We start from the raw sequence: 26,077 nt of genomic DNA, 5'->3' as shown, positions 1-26,077 counted from the left end.
ACCATGAGAAGGATGCCTGTTGACTGCCCAGCACAACTACGACCATGAGCGCGAACTCTGGGACACCTACGCCGAGTCGGCAAAGAAGGACGTGTTCGAGAGTGACACCCTGTTCAGGTGGACTCAGTACGGCGACCACGGCCCCGGCATGGAACTACTCGGCAACCCCGAAAGCGTGCTTGAGATCGGGTGCGGTACCGGACGCATGCTCGCCTACCTCGCACAGCAGGGCATCAAGGCAACCGGTGTCGATCTGTCGCCTGTGATGGTGCGGAACACAACGGAGCGATGGGGTCCTATGGGGGCACAGTTCATCTGCGCCGAGATTCTTGACCACCTACGCCGCAACTTTGAGACGTACGACGCGATTTACTCGATCTTCGGTGCTGCCTGGTTCAGTGACCCGAAGAAGCTCTTCCCTCTGGTGCGTCAGCGGCTCAACCGTGGTGGCAGCTTCGTCTTCTCCCAGCCCCCCGCTATCCCTGGTGCCTACGGCCCCCAGGGCATGTACAAGGGGGGCTTCGCGGGTCCGGCCATGTTCACCTACCGCTACAGCTACACGCCCCGGATGTGGGAAAGCCACCTGCGTATGGCTGGCTTCGAAGAAGCGTCGGTTCAGGTTCTCGAAGCCCCGACCCCTGGCCATATCGGAACCTTGATCGGTCGGGCCGTGGTCGCATAGACCTCGCCCGACAGGCTGACCCACTCGCCTGTCGGGCGAGCATCGCCCCCACGCCCACCGGGTATGGCCCCTGCCGAGCGGCCAGGGGCCATAATCCTGGTGTTCCGTCAGGGCCGATCAGGTTGCTGGCAACTGCCCGCCCTTGACCGCCGATATGAACCATGACCAGGACGACACGGGGAAGGCCAACGCCGGACCATGCGGGTCCTTGCTATCCCGGACGGGAACGATGCCAGCAGAGGCGAGGCTAGGTGCCCATTCGACACAACTGCCACCCCCGTTGCCACTATAGCTGGATTTGACCCACTCGATACCGGAAAGGTCAGATATGACACTCATCGGGTAGTACCTCCATCAGGGACCGAATGAAAGTCGCCGTATCACTCGGCGACAGAGCGCAGGCTCTCAGCAATTCGTAGGCCCGCTGGCGCGCCGAGACCGCTGCAAGGTCCTCCAGTAACGTCCCCGTAGAAATGCTCTCTTCGTAGGCTACGCGAGCACCGTTGCCGAGAGTCATCAACGTCAGCGTTCCCCCTACTAGAGCATGCCCGCCATGTTCGAACGGTAGAACCTGAACCACGCTCGTGGGGGTCAGCGTCAAATCGACCAGACGAGAGAGCTGTGCGTGCATCACGGTCGGCCCTCCGAATGTCCGCCTTAGGACTGCCTCATCAAGGATCAGTGAGATATCGGGGGGAAAGTCAGCACTCAATAGAGTTTGCCGACCCATTCGAGCGGTGACCAACTCTTCGATCTTTTCGGGCGCGGCTTTTGGATCGAACGTTTCGAACAGGGCGCGGGCGTAACCCTCGGTCTGCACAAGCCCCGGCACGATTTGACCGGCGTACTCCTCGATGAGCCGCGCTTGTGCCTCAAGTTCCATCCGCCGCCGAAATTGGTCAGGGTGGATCTCCCGGCGGACAAGCCCGTACAACTCTTCAAAGATCCCGTCCGTGCCAAAGGCGGCGTCCAGCCGCTTGGGCAGGTCGGGCGGGGGCATGGCGTCGGCCGTCTCGATGCGGGACAGGTGGCTTGTGCTCACCATCACGACATCCTTCAACCGCTCAAGACTCATGTTCGCGCGCTCTCGGTGGGCGCGCATCTTCGCCCCGAACAAATGTCGGGCGGATCGGTCAGGCGTGAGTTCGCGTGGTCGTGCCGCCATGGCCCCCCATTTCCCCAATTGGATCCCGGGATATGAACCTCACCTGAGCGTACGTGAGGTGCGCCACTCTTGTGTCAGAAAGGCCAGACCCCCGCGACGTGGCTGCGTCCGGGGGCATGGCTCAACAGCCTCACAGGAGCTGATGAACAATGAACAACCCTATCGGGCCGTTCTTTGCATGGGTGAGTGCACTTCTCGCCTTACGGCCGGGTGACCGTCACCGGGCCGGGACGGTGCCTCCCGCGCCGCGTACGGTCCTCTCACGGCGGGGGTCTGGGGGCATGGACTCCCCGGCCTCCCCTACCGCCGGGCCCCAACCGGTGGCCACAAGCCCGGACAGCGACTCGCCGACCCCCGAATTGGGCACAGCGGGTCTGCCGCTTGACGACAGGGTGTCCGCCTCCCTACGGCCCTACGTGGTGGCCCATGAGCAACGGCGCGAACAGCGGCGGGGCGGCGCCATCCCCCGCGTGGAGTTGGTGTGTGCCCCACACGGCATGGTGGTCATCCGGTGATCGTCAATACCCGGACCACACTCTCCCCTTCCCCCCTGGGTCCCGGGTGCGCTCTGTGCGCCACCCCCGGGGTTTTCGGGCCCCATGACCCCGCCGACCCGCACTCCGGTCTGTGCGCTGCGTGCATCACGGCCGGTAAGCCCACCCGTGAGGGTCTTGAGAGCGCGGTGGTGATCGTGGCCGGACAGACCCTGGCAGGGGCCGAATCACTCCAACTGACCACCGCCACGCCGGAAGAGTTGGCCTACCACCTGGGGGCGGTGAAACGGAGTCTGCGCAGCGTGCTCCAACTCCTCGCACCGGCCGAAGGAAAGCGCGCTCGGTGAACGCCAACAACCCATCCAAGCGGGGCGAACGGCCGACGATGACCATGCGTGTCTACACCATGGCGCGCGACGGAATCGTCACAGCACGGCGCGCGATGGTGACCGTCCTCGTCGGGGAGAAGAGCGATAGCTACGGGCTGGGGCAGGCATGGCCACCATGCCAGTGCCCTCGCCACCGTGAACACAACAACCCGAACCGATTCAAGCGCTCCTGAGACGGCCGCCCGCCTGGGGGCGCGGGCGGTCCCCCAGCGATCCCCTTCGTCGTGCCTGACACACCCTTCCGCGGGGGCCGGGGCGGCGACGCCGTCCCGGCCCCCGCGTGTGCGGTCAGCCCCTCAGCGCCGCCTCGAAGGCGCCGGGGCGCTGGGTGACGCCGCTGCAGCGGGTGTTGGGGACGACGTTCGCGGTCGGCTCGGGGGCCGCGGCACCGGCCGTGGGGGCGGTCGGGGTGGCGGACCGGGTCATCTCCGGGGTGCACGGCTGGTCCCGTTCGGCGGACCACATCGACAGCCGTCCGATCCCCTTCTCCGCGGCGAACCGCGCCAGACCGGACGCGTCCTCCAGCGTGAAGGTCTCGCCGGTGACGTCGTTGACCCCGATCATCGGTGTCACGGCGAGGATCTTCCAGGCGGCGGCGTCGGACATGCCGAACACCTCACGGATCCGGGCCTGGGCGGCGGTGGCCGCCTGGACGGCGTAGTCGCCCATGTCGCCGGTGTGGTCGCCGCTGTAGTTCATCGCCATGACGTTGACGCCCGAGAGGATGACCCCCTCCTGTTTGGCGGCCTCCAACTGGGCGACGCCCTGCGGGGTCAGCCCGTCCGGCATGGCGGGCAGGGTGAAGGAGATGTTCAGGCCCTCGTGGGTGCGCTGGATGAGCGCGAGCGCCTGGGCGCGGCGGGCGGCCGCCTCGGCGTCGGCGAGCGCCTCGCCCTCGAGGTCGAAGTCGATCCTGCTGGCCTGGTAGCGCTCGATCACCTCGGCGTAGGCGGAGGCGAGTTCGGGGACGTCGGTGCAGACGGTGGCGAGCTCGGTGCCCTCGGCGCCGCCGAAGGAGAGCCGTACGTCGCCACCGGCCCGGCGGACGCCCTCGATCCGGGTGTCCAGCCCCTGGTCCTCCAGCGAGGTGCCGCCGTCCCACACCGGGGCGCAGCCGTCGCCCGCGACGACGAAGCCCAGCGAGAACTCCTTGACCCCGCGCGACGCCGCGGCGGCCATGTCGTACCCCGGGTCCGACCAGGCGTTGACGTACGGCACGAACTCGGCGGGCGGGCGCGCCGCGGGGGGCTGTGACACCCGGGGCTGTGAGGGCGCGGCGTGCGGCTCGGGCGACTGCTTCTGGTGTCCCGCCCATACGGCGATGGTGGCGCAGACCACCGCGCCGGCCACGGCGATTCCGCTCATGCGGGGGCTGGCCCTCATGGCTCTGGCTCCTCCTTGTGGTCCGGTACGAGGCGCCGGGGGCCTGTGCCGCCCGTGCCGTTCTCCCCGCCAAACCTCGCATATTCGGTGAAGCCTACTGAACTATGACACACCGCATGTTTGACTTATATGTCGCATGTCGTATTTTCTGCATTAGCCTCTTCCGTATGGATCCTCAGTCAGATGTGGCCGAGCGCGCGCCTTCGCGTCCCCTCCGCGCTGACGTGGCCCGGAAGGGGCCCGTGTTCGTGGACCTGTCCGGGCGCCGTGGCCGGCTGGTACGGCATGTGGGCGTCGTCGCGGGAGCCGCCTGCCTCGGCTATTCGGCGGTCCTGGGGTTGGGCTACGCGGGCGGTACGCCGTTCGCGCCGCAGACGCTGATCCCCGGGCATCCCGTCTCCACCGAGGCGTTCGGCCGGGGGCCGACCCACACCCCCGAGGGGCGTTCGGGCCCCTCCGAATCGCACGAGCGGCGGGACGCGCACGCGTACGGCTACGAGGACGAGTACGGGGACGACGCGTACGGGCCGACCGAGCGTCAGCACCGGCGCGAGCGGCACGCCTCGGGGCGCCCGGAGCACCGGGACGCCCGGGAGCCCGTCGCCCTGCCCCCCATCACCACCCGGCCGCGGCCCGCGCCTCCGCGCCCCGACCCGCCCAAGGCCCCCCGCACGGCGCCGCGGCACTCCCCCGCGCACCACCGCCCCGGCGGGCGCGAGTCCGCCGCGGGGCACCGGCCCGGCAAGCACCACAAGGCCGGCCACACGCCGTCACATCCGGCCGGTCACCCGCCCGGCAAGCGGCCCACGGGCGCGTCGCACACTCCGTCGAAGCAGCACCCCGCCGGGGCCGAGCCGCCCGCCAAGGGCTCCGGCCACTCCCAGGCCCCCGGCCACACCACCCGGCCCGGACACGCCGCGTCCCCCCAGAAGCCCCAGTCCCAGAAGCCCCCGCAGGCCGACCCGCCCAAGCCCCCCAAGGGGCCCGCCGGAGGCGGCGCCCCGGACGATGGGCCGGGCGCCCCCAAGGCCGAGGGCGAGGGCGAGGCGCCATGAGCGGCGGCAGACCGCCCAGGCTGCCGCGGCCGCGCCGCCGGCTCCCCGCGGCCCGTCAGGACGGCGCGCCCCGTACGGTGTTCCGGCTGACCGGCGCCGGCCGCCGTGCCGCGCGCCTCCGCACGGGCGGACCGGGCGCCAGGGGCAGGCTCAGGCTCACCGGCAAGCTCAGGTTCACCGGCGGGCTCAGGCTCACCGGCAAGCTCAGGTTCACCGGCGGGCTCAGGCTCACCGGCAAGCTCAGGTTCACCGGCGGGCTCAGGAGCAGGTTCCGTACCGTCAAGCTGCGCAAGCTCCGCACCCGCACCCGGATGGTGCTCGCCCTCGCGACCCTGCTCGCGCTGGTGTGCACCCTGCTGCTGGACGGCTATCTGCACGCCGAGGTCGGCAACGACGCCCGGGTGTACCGCTCACACGCCTCGCGCACGGTCCCCGACCGGCTGCGCAAGGGCGGCCCGGTGATCACCTTCGACCGCCGGGGAAAGGCCACCGAGCACGCCATCCCGGCCAAGACCATCGCGCTGACCTTCGACGACGGCCCGGACCCGCGCTGGACCCCGGAGATCCTCGACGTGCTGCGCCGCCACAAGGTGCGGGGGACCTTCTTCGTACTGGGCCAGATGGTGATCCGCCATCCGGAGCTGGTCCGCCGGATGCGGGCCGCGGGCCATGAGGTCGGGGTGCACACCTTCTCCCATGTCGACCTGTCGTACCAGGACAAGGGGCGCATGGACCGCGAACTGGCCCAGTCCCAGCTGGCCCTGGCCGGTGCGGCGTCCATCACCAGCTCGCTCTTCCGCGCGCCGTACGCCTCCAAGGTGCGCGCGCTGGACGACCGCACCTGGCCGGTGCAGCAGCACATCGGCTCCAAGGGCTACGTCAGCGCCTTCGTGGACACCGACAGCGAGGACTGGCAGCGGCCCCCGGTGAAGGAGATCGTCCAGAACGCCACCCCCGAGGGCAGGAAGGGCGCGTCGGTGCTCTTCCACGACGCGGGCGGCAACCGCGCCCGCACGGTGAAGGCGCTGTCGCTGTACATCGAGCGGATGAAGAAGAAGGGCTACTCCTTCACCACGGTCACCGGCGCGCTCGGTGCCCACAGCGCCAACCACCCGGCCCGCACCCTGCCGGTCTGGGAGGGCCGGGCGCTGATCTGGGCGGCCGCGCTCAGCCACAGCGCGCTGCCGTTCCTGATGGGGCTGCTGGGGCTGGTGGGCTTCTCGGTGATCGGGCGGCTACTGCTGATGGTGGTCCTCGCCTGGTGGCACCGGCGCTCCCGGGAGCGGCGGCGCTGGAGCCGGGTGCAGGAGGTCACCGATCCGGTGACCGTGATCGTGCCCGCGTACAACGAGAAGGAGTGCATCGCCAACACCCTGAAGTCGCTGTCCGCCTCCACCCACCCCATCGAGATCCTGGTCGTGGACGACGGCTCCACCGACGGCACCGCCGATATCGCCGAGGCGATGGGGCTGCCCAACGTACGGGTGCTGCGCCAGGCCAACGCGGGCAAGCCCGCGGCCCTCAACCGGGGCATCGCCCATGCTCGCCACGAGCTGATCGTGATGATGGACGGCGACACCGTCTTCGAGCCCACCACCATCCGCGAGCTGGTCCGCCCGTTCGCCGACTCACGGGTGGGCGCGGTGGCGGGCAACGCCAAGGTCGGCAACCGGGGGAAATTGATCGGCGCCTGGCAGCACATCGAGTACGTGATGGGCTTCAACCTCGACCGGCGGATGTACGACCTGCTGCGCTGCATGCCCACCATCCCCGGCGCGATCGGCGCCTTCCGCCGCCGGGCGCTGCTGGAGGCCGGGGGCATGAGCGCGGACACCCTGGCCGAGGACACCGACATCACCATCGCCCTGCACCGGGCCGGCTGGCGGGTGGTCTACCAGGAGCACGCCCGCGCCTGGACCGAGGCGCCCAGCTCCCTCGGCCAGCTGTGGAAGCAGCGCTACCGCTGGTCCTACGGCACCATGCAGGCGCTGTGGAAGCACCGCCGCTCGCTCATCGACCGGGGCCCCTCGGGGCGGTTCGGGCGGGTGGGGATGCCGCTGGTGGTGCTCTTCCAGATCCTCACCCCGCTGTGCGCGCCGCTGATCGACCTCTTCACCCTCTACGGGGTGATCTTCCTGGACCCGGTGCGCTCGCTGCTGGCGTGGGCGGCGCTGCTGCTGGTGCAGCTGCTGGGCGCGGCGTACGCGTTCCGGTTGGACCGGGAGAACTACCGGGCACTGGCCGTACTGCCGTTGCAGCAGATCGCCTACCGCCAGTTGATGTATCTGGTGCTGCTGCACTCCTGCGTCACCGCGGCCACCGGTGCCCTGCTGCCGTGGCAGAAGCTCAAGCGGACCGGCGAGGTGGACACCCCGCGGGCGCCCGAGGCCGTACGGTGACCGGGCTCACCCGTTCGGCTCAGCGGGCGCGGGAACACGGCGTGACGTGAAGACGCTGTGCTGGACGGAGGTGTCCCCATGACCGACGAGAGCCACCGCGACGACAGCCCCCAGGAGGGCTACCGCATCGAGCACGACTCGATGGGAGAGGTCAGGGTGCCCGCACACGCCAAGTGGCGCGCCCAGACCCAGCGGGCGGTGGAGAACTTCCCCGTCAGCGGCCAGCACCTGGAGCGGGCGCACATCCAGGCGCTGGCCAGGATCAAGGGCGCGGCCGCCCTGGTCAACGCCGAGCTGGGCGTGGTGGACAAGGACGTCGCGGGGGCGATCTCGGAGGCGGCGGCCGAGGTCGCCGGGGGCCGCTGGGACGACCACTTCCCGGTGGACGTCTTCCAGACCGGCTCCGGCACCTCGTCCAACATGAACGTCAACGAGGTGCTGGCCACCCTGGCGAGCGAGCGCCTGGGCCGCCCGGTGCACCCCAATGACCACGTCAACGCCAGCCAGTCCTCCAACGACGTCTTCCCCTCCTCCATCCACATCGCGGCCACCGCGGCCGTCACCGGCGATCTGATCCCGGCCCTGACCCATCTGGCGGAGGCGCTGGAGCGCAAGGCCGCCGAGTTCGCCGAGGTGGTGAAGGCGGGGCGGACCCATCTGATGGACGCCACTCCGGTGACCCTCGGTCAGGAGTTCGGCGGCTACGCGGCCCAGGTGCGGTACGGGATCGAGCGGCTGCGCGCCTCGCTCCCCCGGCTGGCCGAGCTGCCGCTGGGCGGTACGGCGGTGGGCACCGGGATCAACACCCCGCCCGGGTTCGCCGCCGCCGTCATCGCCGAACTGACCCGCACCACCGGGCTGCCGCTGACCGAGGCCCGGGACCACTTCGAGGCGCAGGGCGCGCGGGACGGGCTGGTCGAGACGTCCGGGCAGCTGCGGACCATCGCCGTCGGCCTCACCAAGATCGCCAACGATCTGCGCTGGATGGCGTCGGGCCCGCGCACCGGGCTCGCCGAGATCGCGCTGCCCGATCTCCAGCCCGGCTCGTCGATCATGCCGGGGAAGGTCAACCCGGTGATCCCCGAGGCCACGCTGATGGTCGCGGCGCAGGTGACCGGCAATGACACCACCGTCGCCACGGCCGGGGCGGCCGGGAACTTCGAGCTCAATGTGATGCTCCCGGTGATCGCCAAGAATCTGCTGGAGTCGATCCGGCTGCTGACCAATGTCTCCCGGCTGCTCGCGGACCGCACGATCGACGGGATCACCGCCAACGCCGAGCGGGCCCGGGAGTACGCGGAGTCCTCACCGTCCGTCGTCACCCCGCTCAACCGCTACCTCGGCTACGAGGAGGCGGCGAAGGTGGCCAAGCGGTCGCTCGCGGAGCGCAGGACGATCCGCGAGGTGGTGCTGGAGTCCGGCTATGTGGAGCGCGGACTGCTGACCCTGGACCAGTTGGACGAGGCTCTTGACGTCCTGCGCATGACACACCCTTAGCCGGGCGTTGGTCCCCGGTTGCGTCGTAGGTCACGGCATCGCGGCCCGTGCGCACCTAAGATCTGCTCATGACAGCGGACATCGTGGAGACGACGGGGACGGCGGACATCGCCCGGTGGGCACCGGGCGACCATATTCTGTGGCGCTATCGGGCCAACGCCTCCGATCTCATCCACATCTGCCGTCCCGTGACCGTCGTGAAGGACACCGCGGAGCTGCTCGCCGTCTGGCTCGCCCCCGGCACCGTCTGCGTCAAACCGCAGCTCACCGACGGCACCTCGGTGCACCACGAGCCGCTGTCCACCCGGTACACCAAGCCGCGGACCACCGCGCGGTCCCAGTGGTTCGGCACCGGTGTGCTGAAGCTGGCCCGGCCCGGCGAGCCGTGGTCGGTGTGGCTGTTCTGGGACAACGGCTGGCGATTCAAGAACTGGTACGTGAACCTGGAGGAGCCGCTGGTCCGCCGGCACCGCGGAGTGGACTCCGAGGACCACTTCCTGGACATCGCGGTCTACCCCGACCGGAGCTGGGAATGGAAGGACGAGGACGAGTTCGCGCAGGCGCAGCGGGCCGGGCTGATGGGCCCCGAGCAGGCGGAGCGGGTCCGGGCCGCGGGCCGGGCGGCCACGGCGGCCATCGAGTCCTGGGGAGCGCCCTTCCGGGACGGGTGGGAGAACTGGCGGCCCGACCCCGCGTGGTCCGTGCCCGCGCTTCCGGCGGACTGGGGCCGTACGGACAAGAAGCACACCTCGGCACACTCGAGGTCATGAACCTCTTGTCGTGTCCCAGTGTTTCAAACGTAGGATCGTCGTCCGGAACACTGCCCATGCGGGACACCAGACGCCGGCGCAAGTCACGGGCGATGCGCAAGATCTGACGTAATGTCACAGGAGGGGGCGGAGTCGTGAGCGGTGAGGACGAGCAAGGGGACGGTTACGAGGGCTACGAGGACTTCGACCGTCTCGCGCTGGACCGCAGCGGTCAGGCGGAAGCCTTCGACCACATCGGCGACCGCTACGACGACGCCTTTCCGCACAAGGAGGGCCAGCTCGACGCCGGCCGCTGGCTGGCCGAAACGCTTCCGCCCGGCTCCCGGGTGCTCGACGCCGGCTGCGGCACGGGCCTGCCCACGGCCCGTCAGCTGGTCGACGCGGGGCACGAGGTGGTCGGGATCGACATCTCCCCGGGGATGCTCAAGCTGGCCCGGGACAATGTGCCGGAGGCCACCTTCCACCATGTGGACATCGTCGATCTGCGGGTGGGCGGCCGGTACGGCCCCGGAGGCCCCCAGGAGCTCGGCCCGTTCGACGGCATCGCCGCCTACTTCACGCTGTTGCTGCTGCCCCGCCCGGAGATCCCGTACGCACTGCGGACCCTGCACGCCGCCCTCAGACCCGGGGGGCTGCTGGGGCTGGGCATGGTGGAGGCGGACGTCGACGACTTCCTCATTCCGTTCCTCGGCAACTCGGTCCGGGTATCCGGATATCTGCGGGACGAGCTGCGCCAGGCCGTCCGCGATGCGGGCTTCGAGATCGCCGGGGAGGACTCGCACGCGTACGCCCCGGCCAGCACGGACGTACCACCCGAGATCCAGCTCTATCTGAACTGCCGACGACGTGCCTGACACTCGGTGCGCCCACGAGACGCGGGCGCACGGCCCCGGACGGATGGAAACCCACGCGTGACGGAGCACCCCACCTCCCACAACAGGCGGCAGGCGGCCACCTCTGCCGCCGCCCCGGGCGCGGCCGCGCCCGACGACGCGCACGGCGCGGTCCCGGACCCGCGGACCGCCGTGCGGCAGACGGCTGCCCCCGGCCAGGAGCCGGGCGACGACCGCCGGCGTCCGGCCTACCGCACGGACGGCTCCGCCGGCCCGGCGGCCCACGACGGACCCCCGGGTCCGGACGGGGAGCCCGCGCCCCGCGCCAGAGGGCGCGGCGCCGCCCCCGAGCGCGGCGAGGGCGCCGACCGGACGGGGCCCGCTCGGCGCGGCCGCGGCGGGAGCGGGTCGGACGGGGCGGACGGTCGGGGGAGCGCCGCCGCGGCGCGCGGTGGCGGAGGCAGGGAGCGCCGGAACACGGCGGAGAGCGAGCACCCGGCGCAGCCGGAGCACGGCACACCGGAGGGCGAGCCTGTGTGGGACGCGGATCGCAATGCCGCAAGAGGCGCGTCGCGCCGGCCGGGAGCGAACGGCGGCACCGGCCCCGACGAGCAGCCCCCGGCCGCCCAGGGCGACGGGCGCGGCCGGGGAGCGGCGCGCCGGGGCACCGGCGCGGGCGAGCATCCGGAGCGGCCAGGCGAGGCCCACGCGGCGGCCGGACCCGGCGAAGCACATACGGCAACCGGATCCGGCGAGGCCCACGCGGCGGCCGGACCCGGCGAGGCGCATTCGGCGGCCGGGGCGAGCGAGTCCCACGCGGCGGCCGGGTCCGGCGAAGCACACACAGCACCCGGATCCAACGACGCCCGCAGAGCATCCGGATCCGGCGACCCCCACACCGCGGCCGCCACGGCGGGTGAGGTCGCCTACAGCGCGCCGGAGGGCGGGGTGCCCACGGTGCCGCCCGCGGGCGGCACCGCGGCGGCCGAGGCGGCCACCGCGCGGGACCGGGGCGGCGACCGGCTGCGGTTCGTGGGGGCCGCGACGCGCCGGATCGCCCGGGGCATCGACCTGGACGAGATCGTGCTGGGCCTGTGCCGGGCCACCGTGCCCACCTTCGCCGACGCGATCCTGGTCTATCTGCGCGATCCGCTGCCGGTCGGTGACGAGCGCCCGGTCGGCCCGGTGGTGCTGCGGCTGCGCCGCACCGACCGGATCCCGCTGGACCCGGACACCGACAGCGGCCGGCTTTCGCTGCTGCCCTCCCAGCCGGATCTGTCGCCCGCCGTGGGCGGCGGCCCGGCCGCCGAGCTGTGCGAGGTGGAGGCGGGCGGCCCGCTGGCCGAGGTGCTGCGCGGGGTGCGGCCGGTGTTCGGCGACTCCCAGGCCGCCCGTGCCGCGCTGCCGGAACTGCTCGGCGAGGGCCCCTCGGTGGCGACCGGTCAGCGCACCGTGCTGGCGCCGCTGCGCGGCCGCCGCCGGGTGATCGGCGCGGCCGTCTTCGTACGCCGCCCGGACCGGCCGCCGTTCGAACCCGACGATCTGCTGGTGGCGGCCCAGCTGGCCACCCACACCGCGCTCGGCGTCGACAAGGCGGTGCTGTACGGGCGCGAGGTGTACATCGCGGACGAGCTCCAGCGCACCATGCTGCCCGACTCGCTGCCGCAGCCCACCGGCGTCCGGCTGGCCAGCCGCTATCTGCCCGCGGCCGAGACCGCGCGGGTCGGCGGCGACTGGTACGACGCGATCCCGCTGCCGGGCAACCGGGTGGCGCTGGTGGTCGGCGATGTGATGGGCCATTCGATGACCTCCGCCGCGATCATGGGCCAGCTGCGCACCACCGCACAGACCCTGGCCGGGCTCGACCTGCCGCCCCAGGAGGTGCTGCACCACCTGGACGAGCAGGCCCAGCGGCTGGGCACCGACCGCATGGCCACCTGCCTGTACGCGGTCTACGACCCGGTCGCGCACCGCATCGTGGTGGCCAACGCGGGCCATCCGCCGCCGCTCCTGCTGCACCGGGGCGGCCGCGCCGAGGTGCTGCGGGTGCCGCCGGGGGCGCCGATCGGGGTCGGCGGCGTCGACTTCGAGGCGGTCGAGCTGGACGCCCCGGCCGGGGCCACCCTGATGCTCTACACCGACGGTCTTGTCGAGTCGCGGATGCGGGATGTGTGGACCGGGATCGAGCAGCTGCGGGAGCGGCTGACCGCCACCGCCCGGCTCACCGGCCCCAACCCGCCGCCGCTGGAGCCGCTGTGCGACGAGGTGCTGGACATGCTCGGCCCCGGCGACCGCGACGACGACGTGGCGCTGCTCGCGGCCCGGTTCGAGGGCATCGCGCCCAGCGATGTCGCGTACTGGTTCCTGGACCCCAAGGCGCAGACCGCCGGGCAGGCGCGTCGGCTGGCCCGCCGGGCGCTGGCCCGCTGGGACCTGGACGATCTGACGGACGCGGTGGAGCTGCTGGTCAGCGAGGTGGTGACGAACGCGGTGCGCTACGCGGAGCGGCCCATCACGCTGCGGCTGCTGCGCACGGACGTGCTGCGCTGCGAGGTCGGCGACGACGTGCCGCAGCTGCCCCGGCTGCGCCAGGCCCGGCCGTCCGACGAGGGCGGGCGCGGGCTGTATCTGGTGAACCGGATGGCGCGGCGCTGGGGCGCGACCCGGCTGTCCACGGGCAAGGTCGTCTGGTTCGAGCTCGCGATGCCGTCCTGAGCCGCCCCGCCCCCGTTCGCGACGGGTCCTGCGCCGTAGCCGTACGGTTCAGGACCCGGTGCGGAGGTACGCCACGACCATGTCGCCGACCATCCGGCGGTAGTGGGCGCGGCGCCCCGGGTCCAGGGGGTCACGGCCGAAGAGGGTGCCGAAGGTGTGCTGGTTGGCCACCGGGAAGACGGCGAACGAGCTGATCATCATGTGGACGTCGACGGCGTCGGCGTCGTCCCGGAACACGCCCTGCTCCCGGCCGCGGGCGAGGATCCCGGAGATCAGGTCGATCACCGGTGTGCCGGCCTTGGCCAGCGTCTCGGACTTGGCCAGGTGCTCGGCCCGGTGGATGTTCTCGATGGACACCAGCCGGATGAAGTCGGCGTGTTCGGTGTGGTGGTCGAAGGTCAGCTCGGCCAGGTGGCGGATGGCCCCGGCGGGGTCCAGACCGGTGACGTCCACGGCCTGTTCGGCCTCGCGGATGCCGGTGTAGGCGCGCTCCAGGACCTTGATGTAGAGCTGCTCCTTGCCGCCGAAGTAGTAGTAGATCATCCGCTTGGTGGTGCGGGTGAGGGCGGCTATCTCATCGACGCGGGCCCCGGCGTAGCCGCGTTCGGCGAATTCGCGGGTGGCGACGTCCAGGATCTCGGCCTGGGTGCGGACGGCGTCACGGAGGCGGCTGTTCTTCGGCGGCTGATCGCTCATGCTGGGGCCACTCTACGTCCAGGGGGTTCACAAGAGGGCGGTCCTGGGCCTTTACTGTCCACGCTACTAACGAACCAGTTCGTACATTAGCCGGGAAGGCGGGAGGTCGCCGGTATGCGGGGCAGTGCGCGGCAGTCACGCGGGGCGCGGGAGGGGCGGGGGTCCGCTCTGGTGGGGCTGATCGGATCCGGCGTGGGCCCCTCGCTCTCCCCCGCCCTCCACCAGCGCGAGGCCGACCGCCACGGGCTGCGATATCTCTACCGCCTGATCGACATCGATCCGCTGGGGCTCGGCCCGGACGGGGTCGGCGAGCTGGTGCGGGCCGCCGCCCGGCTGGGCTTCGACGGGCTCAACATCACCCATCCCTGCAAACAGACGGTGATCGAGCATCTCGACGGGCTGTCGGAGGACGCCGCACTGCTCGGCGCGGTCAACACGGTGGTCTTCGGCGAGGACGGCCGGGCGATCGGCCACAACACCGACTGGTCCGGCTTCGCCCGCTCCTTCGCCCGCGGTCTGCCCGACGCGCCCACCGGCGAGATCGTGCTGCTCGGCGCGGGCGGGGCGGGCTCGGCCGTCGCCCACGCGCTGCTGACCGTCGGCGCCGACCGGCTGACGCTGGCCGACACCGACCCGGCGCGGGCCGCAGGGCTCGCCGGGACGCTGGCGACACGGTTCGGCGCGGCCCGGGTCCGTACCGTCTCGCCCGGCGGGCTCCCGGAGGCCGTCGGCGGCGCCGACGGGCTGGTGCACGCCACCCCCACCGGGATGGCCGCCCACCCCGGGCTGCCGCTGCCCGCCGAACTGCTGCGGGCCGGGCTGTGGGTCGCCGAGGTGGTCTACCGCCCGCTGGAGACCCCGCTGCTGGCCGCCGCCCGCGCGGCCGGCTGCCGCACCCTGGACGGGGGCGGCATGGCCGTCTTCCAGGCCGCCGACGCCTTCCGCCTCTTCACCGGCCGCGAACCCGACGCGACACGGATGCTCACCGACCTCTCCGACCTGCTCGAGCTCCCCGCCGGAGGCTGATCATGCGCAAGTCCATCGCCACCGTGTGCCTCAGCGGCACCCTCGAGGAGAAGCTCACCGCCATCGCCGCGGCCGGTTTCGACGGGGTCGAGATCTTCGAGAACGACCTGCTGGCCAGCCCCCTGTCACCGGAGCGGGTCCGGGACCGGACCGCCGAACTCGACCTCACCATCGACCTCTTCCAGCCGTTCCGCGACGTCGAGGCCGTCCCCGAGGACCTCCTGGCCCGCACGCTGCGCCGGGCCGAGAAGAAGTTCGCGGTCATGGAGCGGCTCGGGGCGGATCTGATGCTGGTGTGCTCCAGCGTCTCCCCGGCCGCCCTCGACGACGACGCCCTCGCCGCCGAGCAGCTGCGGCTGCTGGCCGAGCGGGCCGCCGCCCACGGCATCCGCATCGCCTACGAGGCGCTGGCCTGGGGGCGGCATGTGAACACCTACGACCACGCCTGGCGGATCGTCCGGCAGGCCGACCACCCGGCGCTCGGCACCTGCCTGGACAGCTTCCACATCCTCTCGCGCGGCTCGGGCCCCAAGGGCATCGAGGAGATCCCCGGCGAGAAGATCTTCTTCCTCCAGCTCGCCGACGCCCCGCTGATGGCCATGGACGTCCTCCAGTGGAGCCGCCACTACCGCTGCTTCCCCGGCCAGGGCGGCCTCGACGTGGCCGGGCTGCTGGAGCACGTGCTGCGGACCGGCTACGACGGGCCGCTGTCCCTGGAGGTCTTCAACGACGTCTTCCGGCAGGGCGACACCGCCCGCACCGCCGTGGACGCGCTGCGCTCGCTGATCGCCCTGGAGGAGGCCGCGGGCCGCACCGACCTGCCCGCCCCCGTCGTCCCCACCGGCTTCGCCTTCGCCGAACTGGCTTCCACCGGCCTCGAGCTGCCCGCCCTGCTGACCGAGCTGGGCTTCGCCCGCACCGGCCGCCACCACTCCAAGCCCGTGGAGCTCTGGGAGCAGGGCGACGCCCGGATCGTCCTCAACTCCGGCCTCGACGCCACCACCGGGCACCCCGAACCGGCGCTCGCCGCCATCGGGCTGGAGACCCCCGACCCGGCCGCCTCCGCGGGCCGGGCGCGGGCCCTGCTCGCCCCCGTACTGCCGCGCCACCGGGCCGTGGCGGACGCCCCGCTGGACGCGGTCGCCGCGCCCGACTCCACCGAGCTCTTCTTCTGCCGCACCGAACACCCCGACCACCCCAGCTGGACCGGCGACTTCAGAGCCTGTGTCATATCCCCGCGCGCCGCCTCCGCCGCCCCCGCCGGGATCACCCATATCGACCATGTGGCGCTCACCCAGCCCCGGTACCACTTCGACGAGGCGTCGCTGTTCTACCGCGCCGTCCTGGGACTGCGGCCGCATGAGTCCCTGGAACTGGCCGATCCGTACGGGCTGCTGCGCAGCCGGGCCGTCTCAGGCGCCGACGGCTCGGTACGGCTCGCGCTCAACGTGGCCCAGATCCGCCCGGGTTCGGGCCCTTCCGGCTCGCTGTGGCAGCACATCGCGCTGCACAGCCGGGACATCGTCGCCACCGCGCGCCGGCTGCGGGAACGCGGTGCGCCCCTGCTGCCCATCCCCGACAACTACTACGACGACCTCGAAGCGCGCCATGAGCTGGACCCCGGGCTCCATCGCACCCTGCGGGAACTGGGCCTGCTCTACGACCAGGACGACAGCGGCACCTTCCTGCATCTGTACACGGCCACCGTCGGCCGGGTCTTCTTCGAGATCGTCCAGCGGATCGACGGCTACCAGGGCTATGGCGCGGCCAACGCGCCCGTACGCCTGGCCGCCCAGCACGCCCGCACCCGCTGAAACCCCCCTCCCCCCGTCCGGATACGGCCTCGCCGTCCCCCGAGGAGCCGCCATGTCGTCAGCGTCGTCGACACCGCCCGCCCAGCGCCCGTCCCCCACCGCCGCCCCGCCCGACTGTCTCGATCTGCCCGATCCACCACCGCTGCGCACGATGGTCGGACCGGGGGTCGTCGCCGTCGGGATCGGCATGGCGGCGGGCGAGATCATCCTCTGGCCGTATCTGACCTCGGTCGGCGGGCTCGGGCTGCTGTGGCTCGCGGTGGTGACCCTCGCCATCCAGACGGTGATCAACCTGGAGATCGAGCGCTACACCCTGGCCACCGGGCAGACCGTGGTCGCCGGATTCTCCCGCTGGTCCAAGGCGTGGGGCATCCTGATCTGCCTGGCCGGGGCGTTCCAGTACGTCTGGCCGGGCTGGGCCACCTCCGGATCGACCGTGCTCACCTATCTGACCGGCGGCGGCGATGTCGTCTGGATCACCGTGGGCTCGCTGGTGGGCTTCGGGGTGGTGCTGACCGTCTCACCGGTGGTCTACCGCACGATCGAGAAGGTCGAGCTGGTCAAGGTCATCCTGACGCTGTTCTTCCTCGCCGTCGTCGCGGTCGCCGTCATCGGCTGGCACACCTGGACCACGGCGGGCGAGAAGACCGTCACCGGCGTCGGCCGGATCCCGGGCGGCATCACCTTCACCATGATCCTCAGCGCGCTGGGCGCCGCCGGGGCGGGCGGGGTGCACAACCTGGTGCTCAGCAACTGGATCCGGGACAAGGGCTACGGCATGGGCGCCCATGTCCCCAAGCTGGTCTCCCCCATCACCGGCCAGTCGGAGGCATCGGGCGCCGACCGCTACGCCTTTCCGCAGGACGAGGCCAATCTGGCCCGCTGGCGGGTGTGGTGGCGGCGGGCCAACACCGAGCACATCCTGTCGTTCTTCGTGATCTGCCTGGTGACGATCGGGCTGATGAGCATGCTCGCGTACGAAACCCTCTTCGGACGCGACGACGTGGAGAACAGCCCGGAGTTCCTGCGGCTCCAGGGCGATCTGCTGGGGCAGCAGGTGGGCGACTGGCTGAAGATCCTTTTCTTCGCGGTGGCCACCGTCTCGCTCTGGGCCGCCTCGATCGGTCTGCTCGACATCATCGGACGAGTGGTCAGCGACTTCGCCAAGCGCAACTACCTGCGCGATTCGGCCTTCTGGACCGAGGGACGGCTGTACTTCGCGGTGGTGTGGGCCGAGGTCGCCATCGGCTCGGCGATCCTGCTGTCCGGGGTGAACCAGCCGATCGTGCTGCTGACCATCTCCACCTGCACCGCCTCCATCGTCACCCTCGTCTACACGGCCCTGCTGATCCGGCTCAACCGCCGCGATCTGCCGACCGCAGTACGGCTGCGCGGGCCCCGGCTGGGCATGATGCTGCTGGCCATCGGCTTCTACGGCTTCTTCGCCCTCGCGATGCTGAAGAGCCAGCTGGAGGAGAACTTCTGACGGCCGTACGGCGATACGGACCCGCGGTCCGGTGCGGGCGCGCCCCACGGCACGCCCGCACCGGCCGTCACAAGATTTACGGCGGACTCCCCGAGATGTTCGGCACTTCCGAAGACGAAACCTGGCTGCCAACCTTCGGCGGGCAATCTGTCGACAGGTCTTCTCTTGACCACAGTCGTCAGCATTTCACCTTCCAAACTGGCTGATCTTCATCTTTCGTCGTGACTGCCTCTACATATAGGTTTCAGTGCGTTTCGATCACTATCTACCCCTTTTCAAACAAAGAGGGAGTCTTTCGGTATGGTCGACCAGATGGTCTTGAAGGCGCAGAAGTGGGTAAACTCGACATATCGCGGCGTCAGCGGCTATACGACATGTCCGGAGGACGGAAAAACGGGCTGGTCCGTGATGTACTCACTGACCCGGGCTCTCCAGCATGAACTGGGCATCACCGCGCTGTCCGACAGCTTCGGCCCCTCAACGTTGGCCGAAGTCACCAAGCGCGGCGGCATCAAGTCCACCGAGACGAACCAGAACATCGTGAAGATCGCCCAGTCCGGCTTCTTCTGCAAGGGCTACCACGCGGGTGACATCGATGGCGGATACGGCTTCAACACCCAGACAGCATGCGCCGACATGCTCGACGACATGGGACTGCCGCTGGCCACTTCGATTCCGCCCAAGGCGGTGAAAGCCCTGCTGACGATGGACGCGTACGTCGTCGTTGGCGGTGGCACCGACAAGGTCCGCAACATACAGCGATGGCTGAACGGACGGTACTGGGAGAAGGAGTCCTTCTACCTGATTCCCTGCGACGGAATCTACTCCCGCGATGCACAAAAGGCCTTGATGAAGGCGATCCAATACGCGATCGGTCTGGCGGACAGCGCGGCTACCGGAAATTTTGGCCCGGCCACTCAGGCCGGGCTTCTCGCCCACCCCGTCAACAAGGGGGACAACGGGCTCTTCGTCCAACTCTTCTCGGCCGGTGCCGTGTTCAACGGACCGGCCTGGTACCGGACCACAAACGGGGAGTACAACACCCGCGAGGCGTCCTTCACGGATACCTACGACGATCAACTCGAATCGTACATACGAGCTTTCCAGGAATTCTCTCAGCTGGACAAGACCGGCGGCGGAAACTACCAGACGTGGGCCCAGTTGCTGGTATCGATGGGCGACCCCGACCGTCCAGCGACCGCGTGCGACACGCGGTTCACCATCACCGCCTCCCGTGCCGCCGCCCTCAAAGCGGCCGGATACGACTCCGTCGGGCGGTATTTGGACGAAGAGCCGGGCGGAACCCTGGACAAGGAGATCAAGCCCGGCGAACTCCAAACCATCTTCGACGCGGGGATGCGCTGTTTTCCGATTTTCCAGTACGGCGCCCGAAAGCTGGCCGACTTCAGTTACACGAGCGGTTATCAGCACGGGCTGAAGGCCCATGAGCGCGCCAAATACTACGGCTTCAATCGCGGTACCACCATCTACTTCGCGGTGGACTACGATGCCACCGATCCCGAGATCACCAGTAACATCCTGCCCTATTTCTACGGGGTCCGGTCCGGCCTGGCCTCCCGGAGTGGACATTATGTCCCGGGTGTCTACGGCTCGCGGAACGTATGCATTCGTGCGACGACCGAGGCGGACATCCGATGGGCGTTCGTCTCGGGCATGTCCTGGGGCTTCTCCGGAAACCTCGGTTTTTCCCTGCCCAAGAACTGGGCCTTCAACCAGATCAAAGAATTCAAGTTCGTCAACGGCGGCGACTCCTTCGATCTCGACCGTGTGGTTCACAAGTCGGGGGCAGACTTCGGCGCCTCTTCGATCAACACCCCGGGCACACCGACCGATGCTTTCATCGGCTACATCCAGGAGCTGTACGACCTCGCCCGCTCCTACGGAAAGGGCGACCCGAATCTGCTGGTCATGGACTACGTGCGCAGCGACTCGTACAACGACGGCCAGTGGAAGCTACTCCTCGGCGGTGCGGACTCGGGATTCATCGACTACGCCGAATCGCACGGCATGAGCATCAGAAGAACCTTTATCGACAGTTTTACCGCGACCGAACTTGGTGCGGAGCACCTGCTCGCGACAATGTGCGGTCACTACAAGATGCAGCAACCGAGCGGCAATCTCACCAATCGGGGAGACGTCGCCGGATGGGCCGGCGATCTGTCCACATTCTACGGTGAATGGCGGAGGGACGCGGACGACTACGCAGACGGGCGTTCCTACTGCGCGGCGCGGCTGGCCAAGTCGGACGTCAATTCGTCCTTTGGGTACGCGGACCTGATGGAGGACGCAGACGGCTATCTGATCGCGAATGCGATCAGAAGCGGGAAGAACATCGTCGATGCCTTTCGTGACCACTATGTCAACGGCGGAAACCTGACCCGCTTCAAGCGTTTCTATCAAAACCGCTTCCACGGAAGCAATCAAGGCGTCGTCGACGTCTCCTACGCTTTCTTCGCCCAGCAGGACGACGACCTGATCATCGCCGGCATCACCTGGCTCATCAACAGCACCGGCGGCTTCCCGACGACCGCCCCCGGCGCACTCGCCTACTCCAAACTGGAGTCGTATCTGCTGGGATTCGCGGACGCGCTGCAGTCACGTGTCGGTGCCGAGACTCGCCAGCGTGCCACGTACATCGCCCGTCACGGCGACCCACGCAAGAAGCAGACACGTTGAACGTTGACCCCGGGAGCGTCCTGGCCGTCACGGCGCTCATCGGCCTGCCACTGTCCGCAGGACTACTCATCGTCAAAGTCGTCCACACGATGGCAACCCGGCGTGTGTTCTTCTCCCGCAGCGCAATCGGAAGTAGGCGGGGTATCGAAGTCATGGCCATCAGCCTGAGCGCTGGGCTCCTTGCCTACCTCAGCGGCTTCCTCACCTTCGACATGGATGGCTCGCGCGCCGCCTGTCTCAAAGCCGCAGGCAACCCCATGCCCGATGAGGGGCCCCGAGGCAATGTCCGACTCGTCGAGAGTTATCTTCCGCTCTCGCGCGAATGCCGTTGGAGCGACGGCTCGCATCTGGAGCTTGTGCCCCTTGGGGTCAACATCGTGGTTTTCGCCGCGATGACCGGGATGCTCGCCGGAGTCGCCCTCCTCATCCGCGGGCGTTCCCATCGGCCGCCCGTCACCAGCCGAACACGACAGACAGGGGACCCCACAGCATGACATCCATATCCCGACGCGGAATCCTCACCGCCGGGTTCGGTCTGGCGGGTGGAATCGGCCTTGCCACCGGCTACTCGGGCACGGCACAAGCGGCCGAGACCGGACACACCCCGGCAACCAGCGAGTGGACCAGGAAGACCTCTGCCAATGGCTGGCCGGTCACCAGCCACGACGACATCACGCTGCACCGTGTCGAAGGCTCCCCCCTTACCGTCGCCTTGCGCGATGGCGAGACCGCCACGGTACTGACCTACATAGCCAGAAGATTCTTCTACGAGATCGACTCACACCTCAGACCCGAGGAGGTGCACGGCCATACATCGGACCGCAGGGTCGCTACCGCGTTCGAGAGCAACTACTTATCCGGCACCGCCCTTACCATTCGCCCCGACGCTTACCCGCTAGGAGCGCGGAACGGGCTGTTCCCTCAAGAGGTCACGGTGGTTCGGGACATCCTCGCCGAATGCGGCGGTGTCATCCGCTGGGGTGGCGACGAACCGGTACCCAAGGAGTCACACTTCCAGATCGACGTCGCACCTGGGGATCGGCGTCTGAAGGCTCTCGCCGGCCGGATCGACGCGTGGCGTAGGACCCCCGGCCAAGGCCCGGGAGCCATTGACACATCCCTCCCCGAGCGTCGGCGCGCGGCCCGAGCCATGGCACGAATCCAAGCCGGTCACTGAGTGCCTGCTGATCCGGCGGCGATACGGTCCGGTGCGGGCGTGCCCCTCGGCACGCCCGCACCGGGCGTCACTCCTGGTCTCTGCGGAGGAAGCCGCCGTCGTCGCCCGAGGCCGAGCTCGACGGGTCGGGCGGGCTCGGGGAGTCGCCGTCGTCCGACGGCGACGCCGAGGACGAGGCGGACGGGGACTCGCTCGTGGACTCGCTGGCCGACGGGGACGACGAGGGCGACTCGCTCGCGGACTCGCTCGCCGACGGGCTGGCGGACGGCGACTCCGAGGCTTCGCTCGAACTCGGCGGCGCGGGCGGCTTGACCGCCGCTCCCATGTCGGTGTCCAGATCGAACTTCGACGCCTTCTGACCGCTCAGCGCGGACTGGGTGTACGCGGCCCAGATCCTGGCCGGGAAGTCACCGCCGTTGACGCGGCCGCCGCCCGCGGTGCCCTTGAGCGAGACCTGCTTGCCGACGCCCTTCTGCTCGCCGAACATGCCGACCGAGGTGACCAGATCGGGGGTGTAGCCGGAGAACCAGGCGGACTTGTTGTCGTCGGAGGTGCCGGTCTTGCCCGCCACCGCCTGGCCCTGCTGCCGCACCGCCTGGCCGGTGCCGTCGTCGACCACCCCGGTGAGGACGGAGGTGACGGAGTCCGCGGCGCCGCGGCTGATCGCCTGACCGTTGGTCGGATCGGGCAACTGGGGCCGTTCATCGCCCTTCTCGGCGGACTTCACTATCGCCGGGGTGACCTTCTTGCCGTGGTTGTCGAGGGTGGCGTAGACCCCGGCCATATCGCGCGGGCTGGCGCCCATCACGCCCAGCGACATCGCGGGGCGCACGTCGAAGCCACCCGCGTCCTTGCTCATGCCCAGGTCGATGGCGGTGTTCTTCACCTTGTCCAGGCCCACGTCCACCGCCATCTGCGCGAAGACGGAGTTGACGGAGTTGTTCATGGCCTTCTGGACGGAGATGGGGCCGTAGGACTTGTTGTCCTCGTTCGGCGGGGCGAAGGCGGTGTCACTGCCCTTGACGGGCCGTCTGCTGGTGCCGTCGTAGATGGTGCTCGCCGTGATCGGGGTGCTGTCCTGCGTGGTGGAGCCGTTCTCCAGCCCCGCGGCCAGGATCAGCGGCTTGAAGGTGGAGGCGGGCTGGTAGTCCTCGCGGGTGGCGTTGTTGAAGTAGTGCTCAGTCGCACCGGCGCCGCCGTACATCGCCACGACGCCACCGGACTTGGGGTCCACCGAAACCGCGCCCACCTGGGCGTCCCCGTCGACCTTGCGCTTCTTCGGGTCCAGCTTGGACGTCAGCTCGGTGCGGACCGCCTTCTCCAGCGCCTTCTGCTTCTTCTTGTCGATGTTGAGGGTGACCGTCCAGCCGCCGGCCTCGAACTCTTTCTCGTCCACCCCGGCCTTGAAGAGCTCATCCTTGGCAGCCTTGATGAAATAGCCCGCCTGACCGTCGAGGCCCGGGATGGGGCGGGGCTCGATGGGCACGTCGAACTTCATGCCCTCGCGCTCGCTCTTGGACAGCCAGTCCTTCTCGACCATGTTGTTGAGGACGTAGTTCCAGCGGGCCTTCACCAGCCGCTTGCCGTTGGGGCCCGCCGCCGACCAGTCGTACTGGCTGGGCGCCTGGAGCACCGACGCGAGATAGGCGCCCTGCGCGACGCTGAGGTCCTCGACGTCCTTGTCGTAGTACGCGCGGGCGGCCGCCTGGATGCCGTAGGCGCCGCGGCCGTAGTAGCTGGTGTTGATGTAACCCGCGAGGATGTAGTCCTTGGACTTCTGCCGGTCGACCTTGAGCGAGATCACCAGCTCCTTCAGCTTGCGGCTGACGGTCTGTTCCTGGCTCAGGTAGTAGTTCTTGACGTACTGCTGGGTGATGGTGGAGCCACCCTGCTTGCCCCGGCCCAGCGCGGTGTTGATGAGACCGCGGGCGGTGCCGGTGAACGAGACGCCGGAGTCGCCGTAGAAGTCCTTGTTCTCGGCGGCGACAAAGGTGTGCTGCACCTCCTTGGGGATCTTGGACAGCGGCACCGACTCCCGGTTGACCTTGCCCTCCTTCGCCATGATCGTGCCGTCGCTGTACTTGTAGACGTTGGCCTCCGCCTTGGCCGCGGCGTTGGCGGGCGGAACCTCGACCAACAGATAGAGGACGAAGAACGCCCCGATGAACAGCGCACAGAGCCCCAGGACATAGCCGAGCAGCCACTTCCAGGTGAAGAAGCGGCGTATGCCCCCCGGCTTCGCCGCCCGCTTGGCTCTGCGAGCGCTCTTCTGCCGTGCGCGTCGCTCTTCCGCTCTACCCATCGCTCCCGCCGCTCCAGTCCGTAAGCCCCCCAGGCCAGCTCATGAAACTAACACCGCAACAACCCTCAAATGCCCATCGATCTAGCTTTTTCCGAAGGTGACAAAAAGCACCCACTCCAAGGGAACTGACGGCTTACGGGCGCCAAGGGTTGCCACCGGCTCGTAATGTGCTATCACTTTGCTAGACACACCACCGAACGAAACGGGGAGACCTCCCATGTCCGACGCCACCTCAACCGACGGCATCACCGACCGGGCCGACATACCGCCGCTCCCGGAGCCCCGGGTCCGGGAGCGGCCCGCGCACAACGTCAGCGGCGGACTGGCCCTGCTCGGGGGCCTGGCCGGACTCGCGGGCGGCGTCGGGCTGATCCTCGCGGGCGCCGCCGTCGCCTCCGAGCACAAGGGCGCCTGGTCCACGCTGCTGATCGTCTCCGGCATCGTGGTGATCATCGCCGCGATCCTCACCATGTGCGGCCTCAACACCATCGCGCCCGGCGAGGCCCGGGTGGTCCAGCTCTTCGGCCGCTACCGCGGCACCATCCGCACCGACGGGCTGCGCTGGGTGAACCCGCTCACCAGCCGGGAGAAGATCTCCACCCGGGTGCGCAACCACGAGACCGCGGTACTCAAGGTCAACGACGCCTACGGCAACCCGATCGAGCTCGCCGCGGTCGTCGTCTGGAAGGTCGAGGACACCGCCCAGGCGATGTTCGAGGTGGACGACTTCCTGGAGTTCGTGGCCACCCAGACCGAGGCCGCCGTCCGGCACATCGCCATCGAGTACCCGTACGACGCCCACGACGAGGACGCCCTCTCGCTGCGCGGCAACGCCGAGGAGATCACCGAGAAGCTCGCCATCGAACTGCACGCCCGGGTCGAGGCGGCCGGGGTCCGCATCATCGAATCCCGCTTCACCCACCTCGCCTACGCCCCGGAGATCGCCTCCGCGATGCTCCAGCGCCAGCAGGCGGGCGCGGTGGTGGCCGCGCGCCGGCAGATCGTGGACGGCGCGGTCGGCATGGTCGAGGCGGCGCTGGCCCGGATCGCCGAGGAGGAGATCGTGTCGCTGGACGAGGAGCGCAAGGCCGCGATGGTCAGCAATCTGATGGTGGTGCTCTGCGGGGACCGCTCCCCGCAGCCCGTTCTGAACACCGGCACGCTGTACCAGTGACGGACGAGAGCGGGCGGAAGGCACGGCAGCCGCGGCAGCGCAAACAGATGCTGCTGCGGCTCGACCCGGCCGTCCATGACGCCCTCGCGCGCTGGGCCGACGACGAACTGCGCAGCGCCAACGCGCAGATCGAGTTCCTGCTGCGCAAGGCGCTCGCGGACGCGGGCCGGCTGCCCGGCGCGGCGCGCCCGATCCCGCGCCGAGGCCGCCCGCCGCGGCGGCCCGCCGAGGGCACGGAGGGTGCGGGCCCCACCGAGGGCCCGCAGGGCACCGGCCGCGAGCCGAACCGGCCCTGATCCTTGTCACACCCTTCTGAGCTGCGG

General features: G+C 69.7%; 21 protein-coding genes. 16 read left to right on the top strand and 5 right to left on the bottom strand.

All coding sequences use genetic code 11. From position 1 onward, the window contains the following. Positions 1-19: 19 nt before the first annotated feature. Positions 20-682, top strand: coding sequence for a class I SAM-dependent methyltransferase (locus J2Z30_RS41295; protein ID WP_044570624.1), 663 nt, complete (start codon positions 20-22; stop codon positions 680-682). 117 nt (positions 683-799) lie between these two features. Here the strand turns inward: J2Z30_RS41295 and J2Z30_RS41290 are convergent, their stop codons facing one another. Next, entirely contained in the window at positions 800-1,021 is a 222-nt protein-coding gene (locus J2Z30_RS41290) for a DUF397 domain-containing protein (protein ID WP_078956688.1), read from the bottom strand. Further along, on the bottom strand, positions 1,005-1,847 hold the full coding sequence (locus tag J2Z30_RS41285) for a helix-turn-helix domain-containing protein (protein WP_044570625.1): 843 nt from the start codon (positions 1,845-1,847) through the stop codon (positions 1,005-1,007). The genes J2Z30_RS41290 and J2Z30_RS41285 overlap by 17 nt, the downstream gene beginning before the upstream one ends. A gap of 837 nt (positions 1,848-2,684) precedes the next feature. Here J2Z30_RS41285 and J2Z30_RS41280 point away from each other — a divergent pair. Next, positions 2,685-2,903 carry a hypothetical protein gene (locus J2Z30_RS41280; RefSeq protein WP_044570626.1) on the top strand — a complete coding sequence of 73 codons (219 nt, stop codon included), beginning with the start codon at positions 2,685-2,687 and terminating at the stop codon, positions 2,901-2,903. A 115-nt stretch (positions 2,904-3,018) separates the two neighbouring features. On the opposite strand, the gene J2Z30_RS41275 is transcribed toward J2Z30_RS41280, so the two are convergent. Beyond that, positions 3,019-4,113 carry a chitinase gene (locus J2Z30_RS41275; RefSeq protein WP_044570628.1) on the bottom strand — a complete coding sequence of 365 codons (1,095 nt, stop codon included), beginning with the start codon at positions 4,111-4,113 and terminating at the stop codon, positions 3,019-3,021. 167 nt (positions 4,114-4,280) lie between these two features. Between J2Z30_RS41275 and J2Z30_RS41270 the strand changes: the two genes are divergently transcribed. From J2Z30_RS41270 to J2Z30_RS51495, 6 genes are all read left to right on the top strand, one after another. Further along, positions 4,281-5,168 (top strand): hypothetical protein, encoded by an 888-nt coding sequence (locus J2Z30_RS41270; protein WP_209469053.1) that lies wholly within the window; start codon positions 4,281-4,283, stop codon positions 5,166-5,168. Then, a complete protein-coding gene (locus J2Z30_RS41265; RefSeq protein ID WP_372453390.1) occupies positions 5,165-7,567 on the top strand; it encodes a bifunctional polysaccharide deacetylase/glycosyltransferase family 2 protein in 2,403 nt (800 codons plus the stop codon). Before J2Z30_RS41270 ends, J2Z30_RS41265 begins: the two co-directional genes overlap by 4 nt. 78 nt (positions 7,568-7,645) lie before the next feature. Then, the gene (locus J2Z30_RS41260; RefSeq protein ID WP_044570633.1) at positions 7,646-9,064 is read left to right on the top strand and encodes a class II fumarate hydratase; all 1,419 of its coding nucleotides are present in this window, start codon (positions 7,646-7,648) and stop codon (positions 9,062-9,064) included. A gap of 68 nt (positions 9,065-9,132) precedes the next feature. Beyond that, complete coding sequence (gene fomD / locus J2Z30_RS41255) at positions 9,133-9,834, top strand: cytidylyl-2-hydroxypropylphosphonate hydrolase (protein WP_044570635.1); 702 nt, start codon at positions 9,133-9,135, stop codon at positions 9,832-9,834. Between the two features lie 134 nt (positions 9,835-9,968). Next, positions 9,969-10,688 carry a class I SAM-dependent methyltransferase gene (locus tag J2Z30_RS41250; protein ID WP_044570636.1) on the top strand — a complete coding sequence of 240 codons (720 nt, stop codon included), beginning with the start codon at positions 9,969-9,971 and terminating at the stop codon, positions 10,686-10,688. A gap of 513 nt (positions 10,689-11,201) precedes the next feature. Continuing rightward, complete coding sequence (locus tag J2Z30_RS51495; protein WP_372453392.1) at positions 11,202-13,382, top strand: SpoIIE family protein phosphatase; 2,181 nt, start codon at positions 11,202-11,204, stop codon at positions 13,380-13,382. Between the two features lie 48 nt (positions 13,383-13,430). Here J2Z30_RS51495 and J2Z30_RS41240 read toward each other — a convergent pair whose 3' ends face one another. Further along, on the bottom strand, positions 13,431-14,078 hold the full coding sequence (locus J2Z30_RS41240) for a TetR/AcrR family transcriptional regulator (RefSeq protein WP_044570640.1): 648 nt from the start codon (positions 14,076-14,078) through the stop codon (positions 13,431-13,433). 114 nt (positions 14,079-14,192) lie between these two features. Between J2Z30_RS41240 and J2Z30_RS41235 the strand changes: the two genes are divergently transcribed. The 6 genes from J2Z30_RS41235 (at position 14,193) to J2Z30_RS41210 (ending at position 22,278) form a co-directional block, all read left to right on the top strand. Continuing rightward, positions 14,193-15,104 (top strand): shikimate dehydrogenase, encoded by a 912-nt coding sequence (locus J2Z30_RS41235; RefSeq protein ID WP_044570642.1) that lies wholly within the window; start codon positions 14,193-14,195, stop codon positions 15,102-15,104. Between the two features lie 2 nt (positions 15,105-15,106). Continuing rightward, on the top strand, positions 15,107-16,918 hold the full coding sequence (locus J2Z30_RS41230; protein ID WP_044570644.1) for a bifunctional sugar phosphate isomerase/epimerase/4-hydroxyphenylpyruvate dioxygenase family protein: 1,812 nt from the start codon (positions 15,107-15,109) through the stop codon (positions 16,916-16,918). 52 nt (positions 16,919-16,970) lie between these two features. Next, entirely contained in the window at positions 16,971-18,404 is a 1,434-nt protein-coding gene (locus J2Z30_RS41225) for an Nramp family divalent metal transporter (RefSeq protein WP_044570647.1), read from the top strand. Between the two features lie 300 nt (positions 18,405-18,704). Further along, positions 18,705-21,101, top strand: coding sequence for a glycoside hydrolase domain-containing protein (locus J2Z30_RS41220; RefSeq protein WP_044570649.1), 2,397 nt, complete (start codon positions 18,705-18,707; stop codon positions 21,099-21,101). Then, on the top strand, positions 21,098-21,595 hold the full coding sequence (locus tag J2Z30_RS41215; protein ID WP_044570651.1) for a hypothetical protein: 498 nt from the start codon (positions 21,098-21,100) through the stop codon (positions 21,593-21,595). Before J2Z30_RS41220 ends, J2Z30_RS41215 begins: the two co-directional genes overlap by 4 nt. Next, entirely contained in the window at positions 21,592-22,278 is a 687-nt protein-coding gene (locus tag J2Z30_RS41210; protein WP_052701393.1) for a hypothetical protein, read from the top strand. The genes J2Z30_RS41215 and J2Z30_RS41210 overlap by 4 nt, the downstream gene beginning before the upstream one ends. Positions 22,279-22,345: 67 nt before the next feature. Here the strand turns inward: J2Z30_RS41210 and J2Z30_RS41205 are convergent, their stop codons facing one another. Continuing rightward, a complete protein-coding gene (locus J2Z30_RS41205; RefSeq protein WP_044570653.1) occupies positions 22,346-24,580 on the bottom strand; it encodes a transglycosylase domain-containing protein in 2,235 nt (744 codons plus the stop codon). Between the two features lie 217 nt (positions 24,581-24,797). Here J2Z30_RS41205 and J2Z30_RS41200 point away from each other — a divergent pair, with 217 nt between their 5' ends. Together J2Z30_RS41200 and J2Z30_RS41195 are read left to right on the top strand one after the other, a co-directional pair. Further along, on the top strand, positions 24,798-25,754 hold the full coding sequence (locus J2Z30_RS41200) for an SPFH domain-containing protein (RefSeq protein WP_044570656.1): 957 nt from the start codon (positions 24,798-24,800) through the stop codon (positions 25,752-25,754). Between the two features lie 47 nt (positions 25,755-25,801). Next, complete coding sequence (locus J2Z30_RS41195) at positions 25,802-26,050, top strand: type II toxin-antitoxin system antitoxin (protein ID WP_245389029.1); 249 nt, start codon at positions 25,802-25,804, stop codon at positions 26,048-26,050. The last annotated feature ends 27 nt before the right edge of the window (positions 26,051-26,077 follow it).

The sequence above is a fragment of the Streptomyces iranensis genome, assembly GCF_017874715.1.
GTDB lineage: Bacteria > Actinomycetota > Actinomycetes > Streptomycetales > Streptomycetaceae > Streptomyces > Streptomyces iranensis.
The sequence above is the reverse complement of the archived record's forward strand: the minus strand, read 5'-3'. Positions and strand labels throughout refer to the sequence as shown.